Annotated in this window: 13 protein-coding genes; 8 read left to right on the forward strand and 5 right to left on the reverse strand. The window is 61.2% G+C overall.

Going from position 1 to position 18,762, the window contains the following annotated elements; translation table 11 throughout:
- Nucleotides 1–39: 39 nt before the first annotated feature.
- A complete protein-coding gene (locus AB4Z25_RS28630) occupies nt 40–1,470 on the reverse strand; it encodes an amidase (protein ID WP_442210411.1) in 1,431 nt (476 codons plus the stop codon).
- Between the two features lie 94 nt (nt 1,471–1,564).
- Between AB4Z25_RS28630 and AB4Z25_RS28635 the strand changes: the two genes are divergently transcribed.
- Nucleotides 1,565–2,347, forward strand: coding sequence for a LuxR C-terminal-related transcriptional regulator (locus AB4Z25_RS28635; RefSeq protein ID WP_442210413.1), 783 nt, complete (start codon nt 1,565–1,567; stop codon nt 2,345–2,347).
- A gap of 37 nt (nt 2,348–2,384) precedes the next feature.
- Here the strand turns inward: AB4Z25_RS28635 and AB4Z25_RS28640 are convergent, their stop codons facing one another.
- On the reverse strand, nt 2,385–3,716 hold the full coding sequence (locus AB4Z25_RS28640) for an APC family permease (protein ID WP_112539004.1): 1,332 nt from the start codon (nt 3,714–3,716) through the stop codon (nt 2,385–2,387).
- 479 nt (nt 3,717–4,195) lie between these two features.
- On the opposite strand from AB4Z25_RS28640, the gene AB4Z25_RS28645 reads away from it, so the two are divergent.
- The 5 genes from AB4Z25_RS28645 to AB4Z25_RS28665 all read left to right on the forward strand — a co-directional run bounded on the left by AB4Z25_RS28645 (nt 4,196) and on the right by AB4Z25_RS28665 (nt 10,918).
- Nucleotides 4,196–5,470, forward strand: a complete 1,275-nt coding sequence (locus tag AB4Z25_RS28645; RefSeq protein ID WP_112539003.1) for an aspartate kinase — start codon at nt 4,196–4,198, stop codon at nt 5,468–5,470.
- 92 nt (nt 5,471–5,562) lie between these two features.
- A complete protein-coding gene (ptsP, locus tag AB4Z25_RS28650; RefSeq protein ID WP_442210416.1) occupies nt 5,563–7,830 on the forward strand; it encodes a phosphoenolpyruvate--protein phosphotransferase in 2,268 nt (755 codons plus the stop codon).
- Nucleotides 7,831–7,858: 28 nt separating this feature from the next.
- Nucleotides 7,859–8,938: a peptide chain release factor 1 gene (prfA, locus tag AB4Z25_RS28655; protein WP_112539002.1), complete on the forward strand. Its 1,080-nt coding sequence runs from the start codon at nt 7,859–7,861 to the stop codon at nt 8,936–8,938.
- The gene (gene prmC / locus AB4Z25_RS28660; protein ID WP_112539001.1) at nt 8,935–9,807 is read left to right on the forward strand and encodes a peptide chain release factor N(5)-glutamine methyltransferase; all 873 of its coding nucleotides are present in this window, start codon (nt 8,935–8,937) and stop codon (nt 9,805–9,807) included. The genes prfA and prmC overlap by 4 nt, the downstream gene beginning before the upstream one ends.
- A 337-nt stretch (nt 9,808–10,144) precedes the next feature.
- A complete protein-coding gene (locus tag AB4Z25_RS28665) occupies nt 10,145–10,918 on the forward strand; it encodes a DUF4167 domain-containing protein (RefSeq protein ID WP_112539000.1) in 774 nt (257 codons plus the stop codon).
- 135 nt (nt 10,919–11,053) lie between these two features.
- On the opposite strand, the gene AB4Z25_RS28670 is transcribed toward AB4Z25_RS28665, so the two are convergent.
- Nucleotides 11,054–11,932, reverse strand: coding sequence for a MurR/RpiR family transcriptional regulator (locus AB4Z25_RS28670; protein WP_112538999.1), 879 nt, complete (start codon nt 11,930–11,932; stop codon nt 11,054–11,056).
- A gap of 215 nt (nt 11,933–12,147) precedes the next feature.
- On the opposite strand from AB4Z25_RS28670, the gene AB4Z25_RS28675 reads away from it, so the two are divergent.
- Together AB4Z25_RS28675 and clpB are read left to right on the forward strand one after the other, a co-directional pair.
- Nucleotides 12,148–13,053, forward strand: coding sequence for a S1C family serine protease (locus AB4Z25_RS28675; RefSeq protein ID WP_112538998.1), 906 nt, complete (start codon nt 12,148–12,150; stop codon nt 13,051–13,053).
- A 240-nt stretch (nt 13,054–13,293) separates the two neighbouring features.
- Nucleotides 13,294–15,894 (forward strand): ATP-dependent chaperone ClpB, encoded by a 2,601-nt coding sequence (gene clpB, locus AB4Z25_RS28680; RefSeq protein WP_112517657.1) that lies wholly within the window; start codon nt 13,294–13,296, stop codon nt 15,892–15,894.
- Between the two features lie 100 nt (nt 15,895–15,994).
- Here clpB and AB4Z25_RS28685 read toward each other — a convergent pair whose 3' ends face one another.
- Complete coding sequence (locus AB4Z25_RS28685; protein WP_162698760.1) at nt 15,995–16,216, reverse strand: hypothetical protein; 222 nt, start codon at nt 16,214–16,216, stop codon at nt 15,995–15,997.
- Between the two features lie 131 nt (nt 16,217–16,347).
- On the reverse strand, nt 16,348–18,285 hold the full coding sequence (locus AB4Z25_RS28690) for a M23 family metallopeptidase (protein WP_112538996.1): 1,938 nt from the start codon (nt 18,283–18,285) through the stop codon (nt 16,348–16,350).
- Nucleotides 18,286–18,762: the final 477 nt, after the last annotated feature.

The following is an 18,762-nucleotide window of genomic DNA, read 5'->3' on the forward strand; positions in this document are numbered from 1 at the left end:
CATTCGTCAGCAGTGAAGTCGGACGATCGGCAGCATAAGTCAAGGGGCGGGCAGTCGCGGCACGGCAAGCCGGGCCTCGAGTGCCGCCGCCATCGAAAGCACGCTCTCATCCGCGAAGCGCCGCCCGACAATCTGCAGGCCGACAGGCAGGCCATTCGCGGCAAGGCCGACAGGCAGCGAGAGGGCGGGCAGCTGCGGCAGCATGTTGAAGGGACAGGTCATGTCGAGACCGATGAAGCGCCCGTCCGAGCCGGTCGCGACATAATCGTCGTCGCATTCGGTGGCGAGCGGTGCTGTGACGGCGCAGGTCGGGCAGAGCAGCGCATCGTATGTCTTGAAGAGAGCGGCCATGTCCTGCCACATGCGGGTGCGCAACAGCTCGATGCGCTTGTAGGCGGTCGCATTCATTTTCAGTCCGCGTTCGATCATCGAGACGACGGCCGGATCCATCCTTTCGCGGTGGGTTTCGATCGTATCGCCGAAGAAGCCCGACATGAAGACGCACCAGATGTCGAACCACTCGTCATTGACGGCGCGGGTCCATTGCATCGGCACTTCATCGACGACGGCGCCCGCACGGCGAAGCTCTTCAGCGGCGTTGCGGACGAGGCGTTCGACGTCCGGTTCGATCTGGTAGTAGCCAAGATCGACTGAGAGCGCGAAGCGCTTGCCCTTGAGGCTGCCTTTTCTCGCGACATCGGAAGCGAAAGCGATGGGCAACGAGGAGATGTCTTCGTCGCTTGGACCGGAGGCTGCTTCCATGAAGGAGACGGCGTCGGAGACGGTGCGGGCCAGCGGGCCGAAATGCGAAATGTTATCGAAGACGCTGGGAAGAATGGTCATCGGGATGCGGCCGAGGCTGGGCTTCAGGCCGACGGCGCCGCTGAGTGCGGCCGGAATTCTGACCGAACCACCCATATCCGTGCCTTCGGCGAAGGGCACGACGCCGGTTGCGACAGCCACGGCCGAGCCGCCGGACGAACCGCCGGGCGTATGCTCGGGATTCCAGGGATTGTGCGTCACGCCCCAGCGCGGGCTGTGGGTGAAGCTTGCATAGGCAAATTCGGGGGTGGCGGTCTTGCCCATCAGGATGCCGCCGGCCTCCTGCAAGCGGCGGACGACGAGCGCCGTTTCGCCGGGAACCCAATCACCCCTTGTCCAAGAGCCAAGCGTCGTCAGATCGCCCTCGGTCGGTGTCAGGTCCTTCGCCGCGAAGGGTACGCCGTGAAGCGGCGCGGCGGCTTCGCCACGCGCGACCGCGCGGTCGGCAGCGCGGGCGGCTTCCAGCGCCTGATCCTCGCGAATGACGGTGAAGGCGTTCAGCCTCGCGGTCACCAGCCTGGCGCGGCGGATCGATTCCGAGACGATGGATTCGGAACTGAACTGCCCTTCGCGGATACCGCGGGCAATCTGGATCGCGGGAAGATCCAGCGGGTGCGAAATAGTGGCGTCTGCCGGTTTCGTCGTCATGTGAGCATGTTCCATCGGGGTCATTGCATTTCGCTTTGAAAGAGTGCCTGCTGTGTTTCAAGCCCTATCGGGCCTGTGATTTCCAGGACGATCCATGAATTCCGTTTCGAGACCAACTGCCCAGATGCCGGCCTTCGATGTCTGGAATGCTGCTCTCGCTCAAGCCGCGAATGCCATCGGTTCGCGGTCCTTTCCGGATGCGCTTGCCGCGGCCCTCAGGCTGCTCTCGCCGTTCCAGATGATGAACGGCTTCATCTATTCGCCGGGTGCTCACGCCTTCGACCTCTATAACGAGAAGATCGTGGCCGAGCGGGCGCTGATCGTCGACCGGTATCTGGCCGGCGCCTTCGTGCTCGATCCCTTCTACGATGCGGTGCGTGCCGATAGCACTCCGCGGATGATCGTGATGCGCGAGATCGCGCCTGACGATTTTGCGCAGACCGAGTATTTCCGCATTCACTACGCGACGACCGAGATCCTCGACGAGATCGGCTTCGTCCTGACGCTGGAGAATGGCTATATCGCCGTGCTTTCCCTGTCGCGGACCGGCAATGCGGCGCTGTTTTCGGAAGAGGACTTGCAGCGCTTGCGGTCGGCAGCGCCGCTGGTTTGCGCTCTGGCTGGCCGTCATTGGTTCCATGTCTCCGGCCTGTCGCTGGAGATCAAGAACGCGGCTCCGGCGGCGCGGATCGAGCATCCGCTGCTGACCAAGCGTGAACTCGAGATCGTGACGCTGATCCTCAAGGGGCATTCCAACCTCTCGCTTGCCGCCGTGCTGGAGCTTTCGCCCAATACCGTCAAGGTGCACCGCCGGCAAATCTACTCGAAACTCAATATTTCCAGCCAGGCCGAGCTATTTAGGCTGTTTCTGGCATAGCCCGGCCGTTGCCGGCCGGGCTGACGCTTGGCGGACGTTATTCGGCAAAATCCATTTCGGGAGGCGCGGACTGGAAGAAGCGCGTCAGGTAGGCGAGGTAGCCGATGCCCATCACCAGCCAGATCAGGCCGAGAACCTTGGCATGCTCGTCGAGGTTCCAGAGCAGGAACAGGTCGCAGACGGCGGCCAGAGCCGGGATGACGAGGCCGACAAGTGCGCCGAGCGGTTTCACCTGCTGATCGCCCTTCATGTAGAGCGCGATGACCGAGATGTTGACGGCGGTGAATGCCAGGAAGGCGCCGAAGTTGATGAAGGAGGTCGAGGTGGTGACGTCCATGGTCAGCGCCAGCAGACCGACGATGCCGACGAGGATCAGGTTAATGATCGGCGTGTGCCACTTCGGATGCAGGCTGCCGAAAATCGATGAGGGCAGCACGTTGTCGCGGCCCATGGCAAACAGCAGGCGGCCGACACTTGCCTGAGCGGCGAGACCCGAAGTGAACTGGGCGACGACCAGCGTTGCGAGGAAGATGGTGACGAAGACGTCGCCGCCGATCATCTTGGCGATTTCGCTGGCAGCGGCATCGACCGAGACGAAGTCCATGCCGGGATGGGCGAGCTGGGTGATGTAAGCAGCCACGACGAAGATCAGGCCACCGGCAAGGGCGGTGATGAGGATGGCGCGCGGCATGGTGCGCTTAGCATCCTTGGTTTCCTCGGTCAGCGTCGAGACGGCGTCGAAGCCGAGGAAGGAATAGGCGGCGATGGCTGCACCGGCGATCGATGCGGAGAAGGGCACGTCAGTCTTGAAGAACGGCGTTGCCGAGACGAGGCCTGCGGGACCGCTGGCGGCCATGACGTAACGGGCAGCCAGGAACACGAAGGCGATCAGAACGGCGAGCTGCACCAGCATCAGGATGAAATTAACGCGGTTTGCGAAGGCGATGCCGACGACATTGACCAGCGTGGTGAGCACGATGAAGCCGATGATCCAGACATAGGCCGGGATCGCCGGGAATGCCGAGGTCAGATAGGCGGCGCCGATCAGCCAGATGACCATCGGAAGGAAGAAGTAATCGAGCAGAACCGCCCAGCCGACGAGGAAGCCGATGCTGGGGCTGATCGAGCGGCGCGCATAGGTGTAGGCGGAGCCGGCAACCGGATAGACGCGGGCCATGACGCCGTAGCTGATCGCCGTCAGCAGAATGGCAGCGGCGGCAACGAGGTAGGCCATCGCCGTCGTGCCCTGGCTTGCTGCTGCAAGTGCGCCGAAGGTGCCGAAGACGATCATCGGCGTCATATAGGCCAGACCGAATAGCACAACGGACCAGAGGCCCAATGCGCGGTCGAGTTTTACTGTGGTGTTCATGTTCCGCCTCCGCGAAGAGTTGTTGATTGATCTTCCCGGGAGCTGCGCAGTGCAATTATTATAGCTGTTCCGCGCAGGTCACCGCCCGCATTTTTTATTTATGAAGAAAAGATGAACGAGCGGAACGGGATCGAACATAACCCCAAGGTGTTATGGAGAGTGGCTGTAAAAGACCGCCGCGGGCCTTTCCAAATGCCTGTCCGGCTCACGATCGAAAACTTTGCGCCACCCTACCGCCAATCGCCTGAAGGCGACCTTGCCACCCCCCTGCAAAGCCGCTAAGAGACGCCGCAACTTGAGCCCTTGGGCGCCAAGGCTTCAGAAGCGTTCCAGAACTCCCAATTCGAGCGCTCCGGCCTGCGGTCCGACTGGCTTTGGATGCCGGGTCTGGCGATCGTCTCTCCCGGTGGTTTGTCAATGGCGCGCGAGCTTCCGGAAAATCCCGATCCGGTATCAGGCGCTGGCTGTGGTAGAGGCTTATGGCACGCATCGTTATGAAATTCGGCGGAACATCCGTCGCCGATCTGGACCGCATCAAGAACGTTGCCCGCCATGTGAAACGCGAAGTCGAAGCGGGCCACGAGGTCGCGGTTGTCGTTTCGGCGATGTCGGGCAAGACCAACGAGTTGGTCGGCTGGGTGCAGAACATGCCGAAGGTCGTCGGCGCCAACTCGCCATTCTACGATGCGCGCGAATATGATGCCGTCGTTGCTTCGGGCGAGCAGGTGACCGCCGGTCTGCTGGCGATCGCGCTGCAGGCCATGGATATCAATGCGCGCTCCTGGCAGGGCTGGCAGATCGCCATCCGCACGGACAACGCCCATGGCGCCGCCCGCATTCAGGAAATCGACGGTGCCGACATCGTCAAGCGCATGGGCGAGGGACAGGTTGCCGTCATCGCCGGCTTCCAGGGTATCGGTCCGGACAATCGCATCGCGACGCTCGGCCGTGGCGGTTCCGATACTTCGGCTGTTGCCGTTGCCGCGGCGCTGAAGGCCGACCGTTGCGATATCTATACTGACGTCGACGGCGTCTACACGACAGACCCGCGCATCGTGCCGCAGGCGCGCCGCCTGAAGAAGATCGCCTTTGAAGAAATGCTCGAAATGGCATCGCTCGGCGCCAAGGTTCTGCAGGTTCGCTCGGTCGAGCTTGCCATGGTGCACAAGGTTCGTACCTTCGTGCGCTCCTCTTTCGAAGATCCCGATGCTCCGGGCATGGGTGACTTCTTGAATCCGCCCGGAACGCTGATTTGTGACGAGGATGAAATCGTGGAACAGGAAGTAGTCACCGGCATCGCCTATGCCAAGGATGAAGCTCAGATCTCGCTTCGCCGTCTTGCCGACCGGCCGGGCGTTTCCGCCGCGATCTTCGGACCGCTGGCCGAGAACCACATCAATGTCGACATGATCGTCCAGAATATTTCCGAGGACGGCTCGAAGACCGACATGACCTTTACGGTTCCGTCGGGCGACGTCGACAAGGCGATCAAGGTCCTGTCGGACAACAAGCCGGCCATCGGCTACGACGTTGTCCAGCACGAATCCGGCCTGGTGAAGGTATCCGTCATCGGCATCGGCATGCGTTCGCACGCTGGCGTTGCCGCAACGGCCTTCCGCGCGCTCGCGGAAAAGGGTATCAACATCAAGGCGATCACCACGTCGGAGATCAAGATTTCTATCCTGATCGACGGTCCGTATGCGGAACTCGCTGTCAGAACTTTGCATTCCTGCTACGGTCTGGATAAGAATTGATTCCCAGCGGGCGGGCCGCCCCTTCGAGATGAAGAGATGCGGCCGGTTCTGCTGGCCGCATTAGGCGTTTGTTTCGGGGAGCTTGAGACGCAATGAGAGACCTGTCCGGTGGTCCGCGCGTACTGCTCAAGCGGTTGCGCGAGTTGATGGCGGAACCGCTGGAGCCGCAGGAGCGACTCGACCGGATCGTTCGCCAGATTGCCGGCAACATGGTTGCCGAGGTCTGCTCGGTCTACGTGCTGCGTGCCGACGGCGTGCTTGAGCTCTATGMGACCGAAGGTCTGAACAAGGAAGCCGTCCACCTTTCGCAATTGAAGATGGGACAGGGTCTCGTCGGTACGATTGCCGCTTCCGCGCAGCCGCTCAATCTTTCCGACGCGCAGTCGCATCCGGCCTTCCGTTACCTGCCGGAAACCGGCGAAGAGATTTACCATTCCTTCCTCGGCGTGCCGATCCTGAGAACCGGGCGCTCGCTCGGCGTTCTCGTCGTGCAGAACAAGGCCAGCCGCAATTATCGCGACGAAGAGCTGGAAGCGCTGGAAACGACGGCGATGGTGCTCGCCGAGATGATCGCCACCGGCGAGCTCAAGAAGATCACCAAGCCCGGCCTCGAACTCGATCTGACGCGCGCCGTGACGATCGACGGCGATACCTATAATGAAGGCATCGGCCTCGGCTACGTCGTGCTGCACGAGCCGCGCATCGTCGTCACCAATCTTCTCAACGAGGATTCGGACAAGGAAATCCGGCGCCTCGCGGAGTCGATGGGCTCGCTCAGGCTGTCGATCGACGACATGCTGTCGCGCCGTGACGTCTCCATGGAGGGCGAGCACCGCGAGGTTCTCGAAACCTACCGGATGTTTGCGCATGACCAGGGCTGGGTGCGCAAGCTGGAAGAAGCGATCCGCAACGGCCTGACGGCGGAAGCGGCCGTCGAGAAGGTGCAGTCGGACACCAAGGCGCGGATGATGCGCCTGACCGATCCCTACCTCCGCGAACGGATGCATGATTTTGAGGATCTGGCCAACCGTCTTCTCAGGCAGCTGACCGGCTATAGCGGCCGGACCACCGCCGACGGCTTCCCGAACGATGCGATCATTTTCGCCCGCGCCATGGGGGCGGCGGAGCTTCTCGACTATCCGCGGGCGAATGTTCGCGGCCTCGTGCTGGAAGAAGGCGCGGTGACGAGCCACGTGGTCATCGTCGCACGCGCCATGGGCATTGCTGTTATCGGTCAGGCGGCGGGCGTCGTTGCGCTCGCTGAAAACGGCGATGCGGCGATCGTCGATGGTGACGAAGGTCATGTTCACCTGCGCCCGATGCAGGACCTGCAGCGCTCTTACGAGGAGAAGGTGCGCTTCCGTGCCCGCAAGCAGGAGCAGTTCCGCGCCTTGCGCGCTGTCGAACCCGTTACCAAGGACGGCAAGCGCATCGCGCTGCAGATGAATGCCGGCCTGCTGGTGGATCTGCCGCAGCTGGCGGAATCCGGTGCCGAGGGCATCGGCCTGTTCCGCACCGAGCTGCAGTTCATGATCGCCTCGACGATGCCGAAGGCGGATGAGCAGGAAACCTTTTACCGCAACGTGCTGAAGCAGGCGGCCGGGCGTCCGGTCACCTTCCGCACGCTGGATATCGGTGGCGACAAGGTCGTTCCCTATTTCCGTGGTCACGAGGAAGAAAACCCGGCACTCGGCTGGCGGGCGATCCGCCTGTCGCTCGACCGTCCTGGCCTTCTGCGCACCCAGCTTCGTGCGATGCTCAAGGCTGCCGCCGGAACCGAGCTGAAGATCATGGTGCCGATGGTCACCGAGGTTTCGGAGCTGAAGGCAGTCCGCGAGCTGTTGCAGAAGGAAGTGCAGCATCTTTCCCGCTTCGGCCACGGCCTGCCGCGCAAGCTGCAGTTCGGGGCGATGCTCGAGGTTCCGGCGCTGCTCTGGCAGCTGGATGAACTGATGGAAGCGGCGGATTTCGTTTCTGTCGGCTCCAATGACCTGTTCCAGTTCTCGATGGCCGTCGACCGCGGCAATGCGCGCGTTTCCGACCGTTTCGATACGCTCGGACGTCCGTTCCTGCGGATCCTGCGCGACATCACCCGCGCCGGCGAACGCAACAACACGACCGTGACGTTGTGCGGTGAGCTAGCCGGCAAGCCGATCTCGGCAATGGCGCTATTGGGGATCGGTTTCCGCTCGGTCTCGATGTCGCCGGCCTCGATCGGGCCGGTGAAGGCGATGCTGCTCGGGCTTGACGTTTCGGCGCTTTCGAAGCTGATGGATGAGGCGCTCGACGATACGCATGCCACGGAATCCGTGCGCGACATTCTTGTCCGTTTTGCCAGCAGCCACAATATTCCCCTTTAGACAACGATAAGAAGAATTGGAGTGAAGGGTGGCGAAGCTTCCCCTGGAAAAGATGCGCGAGCTGGAACGCCGCTTCGGCGAGATCGAAGCGCGCATGTCCGCCGGTCCTGCGGCCGACGTCTATGTGAAGCTCGCCTCCGAATATTCCGAGCTGCAGCCCGTGGTCGGCAAGATCCGCGCCTATCAGAAGGCCGTGGATGAATTTGCCGATCTGGAAGCGCTGCTGGAGGACAAGTCTGTCGATCGCGATATGCGCGAGCTGGCAGAGCTTGAGTATCCCGATGTGAAGGAGCGGATCGAGGGACTGGAGCAGGAAATCCAGATCTTGCTGCTGCCGAAGGATGCGGCCGACGAGAAGAGTGCCATCCTGGAAATCCGTGCCGGAACCGGTGGTTCCGAAGCCGCGCTTTTTGCCGGTGATCTCTTCCGCATGTACGAGCGCTTCGCGGCTGCCAATGGCTGGAAGGTCGAGGTCCTGTCGTCGAGCGAGGGTGAAGCCGGCGGCTTCAAGGAAATCATCGCGACGATCACCGGCCGCGGCGTGTTCGCCAAGCTGAAGTTCGAATCCGGCGTACATCGTGTCCAGCGCGTGCCGGAGACGGAAGCAGGCGGGCGTATCCACACCTCGGCCGCGACAGTAGCGGTTCTGCCGGAGGCCGAGGAAATCGACATCGAAATCCGGGCGGAAGATATCCGCATCGATACGATGCGCTCGTCGGGCGCTGGCGGCCAGCACGTCAACACGACGGACTCCGCGGTGCGCATCACGCACCTGCCGACCGGTATTGTCGTCACCAGTTCCGAGAAGTCGCAGCACCAGAACCGGGCGAAAGCGATGCAGGTACTTCGGTCGCGTCTCTACGACGCCGAGCGTCAGAGGGCCGACAGCGAGCGTTCTGCCGACCGCAAGAGCCAGGTTGGCTCGGGCGACCGCTCCGAACGCATCCGCACCTATAATTTCCCGCAGGGCCGCATCACCGATCACCGCATCAACCTGACGCTCTACAAGCTCGACCGGATGATGGTCGGCGAGATCGACGAAGTCGTCGATGCGTTGCTGGCCGACTATCAGGCAAGCCAGCTCGCCAGCCTCGGCGAACAGCAATGACGGCAAGCGGGCGAACGGTTTCGGCGGTTCTTTCCGAAGCCCGCCGCCGCTTCACGGAGGCCGGAATCACCGATCCTGCAACGGATGCCCGTCTGCTCGTGGCCGGATTGCTCGGCCTGTCGGCGACGGAAATGCTGACGCGGGCGAACGAGGCTCCGGCGAACGACAGGATTGCGGCGATCGACGCCGCCATCGAGCGGCGGCTGCAGCACGAACCCGTTCATCGTATTCTCGGCGAGCGTGAATTCTACGGCCTGCCGCTGTCGCTGTCGGCAGGCACACTGGAGCCGCGGCCGGATACCGAAATCCTCGTCGACGTGATGCTTCCCTATTTAAGGAGCCTTGCAAGTTCGGGCGCCGATCTCCATATCCTTGATATCGGCACGGGAACGGGGGCGATATGCCTAGCGCTTTTGAGCGAACTCCCGCAAGCCAAGGGAATTGGCAGCGATATCTCTTCTGATGCACTGGCAACAGCGAAAGCAAACGCCGCAAGAAACGGGCTTCAGGGACGCTTCGAGGCTTTGCAATCCAGCTGGTTCGAGAACATCGATGGGCGCTTTCACGCGATCGTCTCAAATCCGCCCTATATTGCTTCCAAGGTCGTTCACGATCTCGCTCCCGAAGTGACGAAATTTGATCCAGCGGCCGCTTTGGATGGTGGTCCGGATGGGCTTGACGCCTACAGAGCGATAGCCAAGGATGCAGCGAGGTTCTTGCGGCCAGACGGTATCGTCGGACTGGAGATCGGATACGATCAGCGGGACGACGTCACTGCGGTTTTCGAAGCTGCAGGCTTCCAGCGTCTCGCGTCCGTCAAAGATTACGGCCAGAATGACCGGGTGCTCGTGTTCGCACTCAATGTCTGAGCGACAAATTGCAGCATTAAACAGGACGATATTGCTATTGCGAAGAAAAGGCTTGGATTTCCCCGGGAAGCAAGATAGGTTGCGCTCACGCGTTGGGCAACCAAGAAGGAACGAAGATTCGTTCGGTACTTGGTCAGCCTCGGGGGTCCACTCTTTTAAACGAGAGTTTCAAAGGTTGAACACGACCCAATGCGTGAATCAGTCAATATGACTTGAGAACAAGCGGCAGGTCGGCGCGAAGGCGCATCATGCTTGCGGCACGAAAGCTCTGACCGGTTTCCGGCATTGCGGTCGGTGCCTTAACTCCACACAAACAGAGAATTCAGGTGAACGATCGATGAGGCCAGGACAGCAGAACAAGCGCGGTCGAGGGCGTGGCAGCAACAACAATGGCGGCGGCGGAAGCAACAATAGCAACAACTTCAACCGCAAGGGTGGCAATCCGCTGACACGGACCTACGACAGCTCGGGTCCGGACGTAAAGGTTCGCGGTACGGCCCAGAACATTGCTGAAAAATATGCTCAGCTCGCCCGTGATGCCCAGAGCTCCGGCGATCGCGTCATGGCCGAGAACTATCTTCAGCATGCCGAGCATTATAACCGCATCATCGCGAGTGCTCAGGCGCAAATGCAGGAGCGCTTCCAGCGCGACGACCGTGGCGAATACCAGGACGGCGCCGAGAATGGCGACGATGTGGATGGTGATAACGACGATGTGGTCGTCGTTCAGCCGCCGCGCGATCAGCAGCCGCCGCGCGAACAGCACCAGCAGCGTGAACAGCGCGAGCCCCGTGAACAACGCGAACCTCGTGAACCCCGCGAGCAGCGGGAGCCCCGGGAACCGCGCGCCGAACGTGAGCCGCGCCGCGAAGCGCCGGCTCCGGCCGTCGCTGCCGAGGTTATCGACGGCACGGGTCCGCAGCCTGAGATCGAGGGCATTCCTGTCGAGGTTTCGATGGAAGAGGAAGGCGGCCAGTCGAGCGAGCGCCAGCCGCGCCGCCGCAGCACCGGCAGTCGCCCCCGTCGTCCGCGCCGCGCCAGCGGTGAGGGTGAAGGCGACGCCGCAGCCGCAGCCGACGCTCCCGCACTGGCTGACGCCGCTTCGGAATAAGCATTTCTGCTAACGGAATAAGAAAGGCCGCCTTGAGGGCGGCCTTTTTCGTTGAGGCTTCCCGTTCTAGAAAGCGATCGAGGCATTGAGGAAGAATGTCCGCGGGTAGCCGACGAATTTGCCGCGGTTGTCGCATCAGTTCCTGCGCTCTGCCTTTGCCCGCAAGCCTGCAAGCCGGCGCTTCGTCTCGATCGCACGAGGCTGATTCCTGACGGCAACGCCGTAGGCAAGCATGTCGCCGGTGACGATGGCGCCGAGGGTCCAGCTTGCGAGCTTGGACGGGGAACCGATGCAGGTCAGCAGCGCATCGACCTTATCTTTGTAAAGCGCACGCAGCTGAACGCCGCAGACGAGGATGAGCTTGCAGCCGATCTCGCTCATCTGGCTGGCAACCATCGAAAATTCGGGGGTTTCATGCACCGCATTGAAAAGCACGACGACATCGCTTGCGCGGAGATCGAGCAGATCGTTGGCAAGCGTGAAGCCCGATGCGCCGGACCATCTTGTTCTCAACCCGACGCGGCTGAGCGCCATGGCGCAATGGCGGGCTTCGATCTCGGCGGTCCCCATTCCAAGGCACCAGACTGTATCGGCGCCCTCCAGCAGCGACACGGCTACGGACAGCATCTGCTCATCAAACTGCTCCTCGGTCGAGGTCAGAACCTCGCGGGCTGTCGCGAACATCTGTTGTGCGACTTTCGGCAGTTCGCTGCCGGTGCCGCGAAAGCGTTGTTCCAGCCGGTCGCTGGTCGGAATGGTCTTTGCCATCGTGCGGCTGCAGACGCGTTTCAGCTCCGGCAGACCACTGAAACCGAGACGGCGCGCCGTGCGGATGACGGTGGCGTCGCTGGTGCCCGCATCGGAGGCAATCTCTTCGGCGCTCTTGAAGATCAGCACGTCGATCGGCAGCGCAACCAGATATTCGGCAACGGCAAGCTCCGAGCGGCTCAGCTGCGTTCTATGCTGGTCGAAATGCTGCCTGAGCACGCCAGAGGCCCGGTCGCTGGTTTCCATCTGCTTCCCCTCATTGCGATCACGGAATCGCGAATATCCGAATTTTCTGCTGATAGATACGGAAAATCACCGGCTTAGCCGTGGCGGGATGTCATCCCCGCACGGATCTGTGATTGCAAAGCTTGCGCTCGCGGCGCCCAGTTCATACGTTTATCTCAGTGCGCTGTCCTGACAGCCCCGCTTTCGGCCAGCGCATCTGCGGTCAGGATAAAGAGATGAATACAGATCAGATTTTGCGGTCAATTGTGGCCGTTCGCTCCTCCATAGCCGAGGATGCCTTTACCGCTGCCACGCTCGGCACGGTTAGAGAAGGCAGCGGCGTCGTCATTCGCGAAAACGGCCTTGTGCTGACTATCGGCTACCTGATCACCGAAGCCGAAGAGGTTTGGCTCACGCGTCAGGACGGTCACGTCGTTGCCGGGCATGCGCTTGCCTATGATCAGGAAACCGGCTTCGGTCTGATCCAGGCGCTTGGTGCGCTCGACCTCCCGGCACTGTCGCTCGGCAATTCATCGGATGCCAAGGTCGGCGATCCCGTGATGCTGGCCGATGGTATAGGGCAGTTCGTTCGGGCCAATATCGTCGCCAAACAGGAGTTCGCAGGCTACTGGGAATATCTGCTCGAGGAGGCGATTTTCACGGCGCCCGCCCATCCCTCCTGGGGCGGCGCTGCTCTTGTCGATGCCGAGGGCAAGCTGCTCGGCATCGGTTCGCTCCGGCTGCAGATGGCAAAGGATGGCGACGTCGCGGATATCAATATGACGGTGCCGATCGATCTTCTGCGCCCGATCCTCGACGACCTGCTCAATCGCGGCCAGATCAACAAGCCTGCGCGGCCTTGGCTCGGCGCTTTTTCGGCGGAGAACAACGGCGAGGTCATCGTCATGAGCGTGGCGCCGGATGGTCCTGCTGCCAAGGCGGGGCTGAAGCGGGGTGACGTTATCTCCGAAATCCGGGACGGCGAAGTGGAAGGACTTGCGGATTTCTATCGAAAGGTATGGGAAAGCGGTTCGGCCGGTGCCGAAATCCCGATGCGCGTGCTGCGCGACGGGCGCGAAGCCTGGTTGCGGATCAAGTCCGCCGACCGCAATAGCTTCCTTAAAAAGCCGCAGCTTCAATAGGTCTTCGGCGTTCTGCGCGATGCGTCGCGTGGAGCTTGAAAAATCCTGAGCGAGCGGCAGCAATCGCTGCCGCTTTTCAACGCAATCCCCCTTTAAACTCCTGCGATATCCCACCATATTCCTCTCCGATTGCTTCGCCGAAATCCCAAAGTGGCGGAGCCGGGCTTGCCTTTTCAGGGAGCTCAATCTCAATCATCGGTCTGTGCCTCTTCAGGGCAGGGCGATCAATGGAGGTACAGCATGAATATCGAAAAATACTCCGAGCGCGTTCGCGGCTTCGTCCAGTCCGCTCAGACCTACGCTTTGGCCCAGGGCCACCAGCAGTTTACGCCCGAGCACGTGCTGAAAGTGCTGCTCGACGACGATCAGGGCATGGCTGCCTCGCTGATCGAGCGTGCCGGCGGCGACGCCAAGGCCGCCCGTCTGGCCAATGATGCCGCTCTTGCAAAGCTTCCCAAAGTGTCGGGCGGCAGCGGTAACATCTATCTCGCGGCACCGCTTGCGAAGGTGTTCTCGACGGCCGAAGAGGCTGCGAAGAAGGCCGGCGACAGCTTCGTCACCGTCGAGCGGTTGCTGCAGGCGCTGGCGATCGAGTCTTCGGCTTCGACATCTGCCGCGCTGAAGAGTGCCGGCGTTTCGGCGCAGAGCCTCAACCAAGTCATCAACGAAATCCGCAAGGGTAGGACGGCCGACTCCGCCAATGCCGAACAGGGCTTCGATTCCCTGAAGAAATACGCACGCGATCTGACGGCTGAAGCCCGCGAAGGCAGGCTCGACCCCGTGATCGGACGCGACGATGAAATCCGCCGCACCATCCAGGTTCTCTCCCGGCGCACCAAGAACAACCCGGTGCTGATCGGCGAACCCGGCGTTGGCAAAACGGCCATCGTCGAAGGTTTGGCGTTGCGCATCGTCAATGGCGACGTGCCTGAAAGCCTCAAGGACAAGAAGCTGATGGCGCTCGATATGGGCGCGCTAATTGCCGGTGCTAAGTTCCGCGGTGAATTCGAGGAACGCCTGAAGGCGGTGCTCAACGAGGTCCAGTCTGAAAACGGCGAGATCATCCTCTTCATCGACGAAATGCATACGCTTGTCGGCGCCGGCAAGGCCGATGGCGCCATGGATGCCTCCAATCTGCTGAAGCCAGCGCTTGCCCGCGGCGAGCTGCATTGCGTCGGCGCGACCACGCTCGACGAATACCGCAAGCATGTCGAGAAGGATCCGGCTCTTGCCCGCCGCTTCCAGCCCGTCGTCGTCGATGAGCCGACGGTCGAGGATACGATCTCGATCCTGCGCGGCCTGAAGGAAAAATACGAACAGCATCACAAGGTCCGTATCTCGGATTCGTCCCTGGTCGCGGCTGCGACGCTGTCGAACCGCTACATCACCGACCGGTTCCTGCCGGACAAGGCGATTGACCTCATGGACGAGGCGGCTGCCCGTCTGCGCATGCAGGTCGATTCCAAGCCGGAAGAGCTCGACGAACTCGATCGCCGCATCATGCAGCTGAAGATCGAGCGCGAAGCGCTGAAGAAGGAAACCGACGTCGCCTCCGCCGACCGGCTGAAGCGGCTGGAGACCGAACTCACCGATCTCGAAGAGGAAGCCGATGCCCTGACCGCTCGCTGGCAGTCGGAGAAGCAGAAGCTTGGCCTTGCCGCCGATATCAAGAAGCAGCTCGACGAAGCCCGCAATGAGCTGGCGATCGCCCAGCGCAAGGGTGAGTTCCAGCGCGCCGGCGAATTGACCTACGGGGTGATCCCGGAGCTCGAGAAGCAGCTTACCGATGCCGAAAAGCAGGATGGCGATCGCGGCGCGATGGTGCAGGAGGTCGTGACCCCCGACAATATCGCCCATATCGTTTCCCGCTGGACCGGTATCCCCGTCGACAAGATGCTGGAAGGCGAACGCGACAAGCTGCTGCGGATGGAAGACGAGCTGGCGAAATCGGTGATCGGTCAGGGTGATGCGGTCCAGGCCGTGTCGCGTGCGGTACGCCGTGCCCGCGCCGGTCTTCAGGATCCGAACCGGCCGATCGGCTCGTTCATCTTCCTCGGCCCGACCGGCGTCGGCAAGACCGAGCTGACGAAAGCGCTCGCCCGCTTCCTGTTCGACGACGAGACGGCGATGGTGCGCATGGATATGTCCGAGTACATGGAGAAGCACTCCGTGGCCCGGCTGATCGGTGCCCCTCCCGGCTATGTCGGCTATGATGAAGGTGGTGCGCTGACCGAAGCCGTTCGCCGCCGGCCCTATCAGGTCGTGCTGTTCGACGAGATCGAGAAGGCGCATCCGGATGTCTTCAACATCCTGCTTCAGGTTCTCGATGATGGCCGCCTGACCGATGGTCAGGGCCGCACGGTCGATTTCCGCAACACGATGATCATCATGACCTCGAACCTGGGTGCCGACTATCTGACCCAGCTTTCCGAGGGCGAGGACAGCGAAAACGTTCGCGAACAGGTGATGGACGTCGTCAAGGCGCATTTCCGTCCGGAATTCCTGAACCGCATCGACGAGATCATCCTGTTCCACCGCCTCAAGCGCGAGGAAATGGGCGCAATCGTCGATATCCAGCTGAAGCGGCTGGTGGCTTTGCTCTCCGAGCGCAAGATCATCATCGATCTTGACGAGGATGCGCGCAACTGGCTGGCCAACAAGGGCTATGATCCGGTTTACGGCGCCCGTCCGCTGAAGCGCGTGATCCAGAAATATGTTCAGGATCCGCTGGCCGAACAGATCCTGTCGGGCGAAGTGCCCGATGGTTCGACGGTCAAGGTGACGAACGGCTCCGACCGGCTGCTGTTCCGGACCCGGCAGACCGTTAGCGAAGCGGCCTAAACCGCACGCGCTTGATGATGAGATGATGCGCCGCCCCGCGAGACATCCGGGGCGGCATTTTCATGCGCGCCGATCGGTCATTTTGCGGTCTTCCGACGTGTCAGGCCGTTTCGCCGGCCGCCTGAACGCTACGCAGGCTTGCCGCTTCCATCAGGGAGCGGGCAATGGCATTGCGCAGGAGAAAGGCGTTGGATTTGGTTCGTTTCTTGTCCAAGGCCTGTGCCGCGTCCATCAGCAGAAATCCTTCTTTCGAAAGGATTTCATGCGCCTTGCATAATGCCCACGTTTCGAATGTATCGCTCGATTCCATGTCGCCCGCCAAATCATTTAGCTAAACCGATGCCGAATCACTTTCGAATATTCTACTTCAAATGGATTCTACTTGAATCGAAAATTTTGATGGTGATTTTTACTGGCGGTCAGGAGCATTGCCGCTCTCTGGAGTAGTAACGGCTACTTGCTGGCAACCTGATCGACGGGCTGGTTGTTCAACAGCGTATCGATACGTTTCCGCTCTTCTTGAAATTTCGCCAGAGCATCGCCATCCAGCGATTTCCCGCCCGGCAGACGGATGCGCAGCGGATCGACCTTGGTACCGTTGACGATCATTTCGTAGTGAAGATGCGGACCAGTCGATTCACCTGTCGTGCCGACCCAGCCGATCACCTGACCCTGGCGGACCTTGGCGCCGGGAACGACGCCTTTGGCGATGGCGCTCTGGTGGTTATAGGAGGATTCATAGCCGTTGGCGTGGCGGACGATCGTCTGGTTGCCGTAACCGCCGGAATCCCAGCCAGCCTTCTCGACGACGCCGTTGCCGGTGGCGATAATCGGCGTGCCGCGAGGGGCAGCCCAATCAACGCCGGTATGCATGCGGGCGAAACCGAGGATCGGGTGACGGCGCATGCCGAAGCCGGATTTGAAGATGCCGTTCGGAACCGGATTGCGAAGCAGGAACTGCCGGATGCTCTTGCCGTCCTCGTCGAAATAATCGACGCTGCCATCATCGGCCTGGAAACGGTAGAAGCGGATCGCCGTGTCGCCGAAGCGGGCGTTGACATAGAGCAGTTCGGAATCGTCCGTGGCCTTGCCTGTCGAGTCGGCGACCGAGAAGAAGGCTTCGAGGAAATCGCTTGATTTCAGCTGTGCCTGGAAATCGACATTGGCGGCCAGCAGCTTGATGATCAGTGCCGTCATGTCCTTGGTCATGCCGTAAGACAAAGCGGCGCGATAGATGCCGTCATAGACGCGCGGCAGATTCTGGCCCGATGGAACCGACAGCGTATCGTCGCTGAAGGCGGTCGCCACCGCGTCGAGATGCGGCGGTTCGCTGGCGACGACGAAACGGCCCTTGTCATCGAGCGCGATGGTGACCAGATGCCTTGCGCCACGATAGACGCTGGCGCGGATCAGCCTTGCCTGTTCGCCCTTCTGGATAATGCCGATGCGCAGCACGTCGCCTTTCGAGAGCTCTTCGCTGCCGAGCGGTTGAGAGAGGTAGCCCGACAGCATAGTGGCCTGCGGCTCGGGGTAGCCGGCATCGATCAGCGCCTTGGCGATCGGCACATCCTGGCGCGCCGGGATGATATCGTCGGCAAATTCTTCGGTTTGCGGGGTGATCGTTTCAGGCGCTGAGACCGTCATGTTCTGCTCGAGCACGCGGGCGGAAAGACCGGCGGTCAGATCGACATCGTTGTCTTCGTTGGAGAAGCGCTGCGGATCGACATAGTAGAGGGCAGCCACTTGCGATGAGCCGTCCGTTAGAACGGAGCCGTTGGAACGGACATTTTCTTCGACTTCTTCCAAAGACATGCCGGCGGCAACCTTGAGGTCGCTCTTGCCGGTCGGGAAGGGCACGGATTTAAGGGCGACTTCGGATTCGACATCGGAGCCGTAGATGGCGCCGGTGCGTTGTGCTGGTGCCGGTAGCGGCTCGTCGGCGGAAAAAATCGAGAGTGCGTCGAAGTCGGGATAATCCTCGGTCGCGACATGGTTTGCGGCAAGGCGCATCTTCACATGCGAAAAGGGCTGGCGGCGCACCACTTCCTTGTCGCCATCATGAACGACTGTCGAGACTTCCATGATCGCCTTGTCGGAAGGCTTGGCGGCAATTGCCGGGGCAATCAGCCGCCCGCCACGGGTTACTGCGGCATCGTCGTGGCTGTCTGCATTGACATTGGCATAGGCTTCCGCAGGGATCGCCAGCTGCTGGCGCCCGTCAAGGGCGGCGAACAGGGCGACGCCCATGAGGATGCTGGAGGTGATGCCCGTCAGGAAGGTCCCGGAAAGCCAGCGGAGCGAAACCTCGCGCTTGTCGGGCGCACGTCTGCCGTCAGCGAGAAGCGGCGGCTCGTTGCCCAACGAGCGGATCATCATCTTCTCCGTCATCATGGCAGCTGCGTCCGCGTCCTTTCATGGGCTTCTTCGGGGCCGTACCGGCTGGGCCTGAAGATGTGCATATTTTGCGCACGCGAGTCAAATCAGGTGCCTTATGACTGTAAGACCTGAAACTGGCTCGAATGCTGCGCCCTTATCCGTATCGATTGTGCTCCTGTCACGGCAGAATGATGGCGCCCCACAATTTTGAATGGGTAAGCGGGCAAATACCGGGCGCTCTGGCTGTTTCCAGCAACCCACCATCGTGCTCCGGCACATCCATTTCGAATTCCCGTATAATTGCAATGCGTTACACGAAACATTGGAATTCTTTACGTGTCAGTGTTGACTGKTCWGCGKTGATGGCCGTATAAGCCGCGTCACTGAACGAGGGCGGCGGCGCTGCAGGCGACGAAGTCTTTCGCTCTAGGATTTCTTGAAGGTTGGCCTTTGAGGCTGATTTATTCCCAGGCTTTCGGGTTTGGGTGCGGG

It is taken from the genome of Rhizobium sp. RAF36, from assembly GCF_052114105.1.
Taxonomy (GTDB): Bacteria; Pseudomonadota; Alphaproteobacteria; order Rhizobiales; family Rhizobiaceae; genus Rhizobium.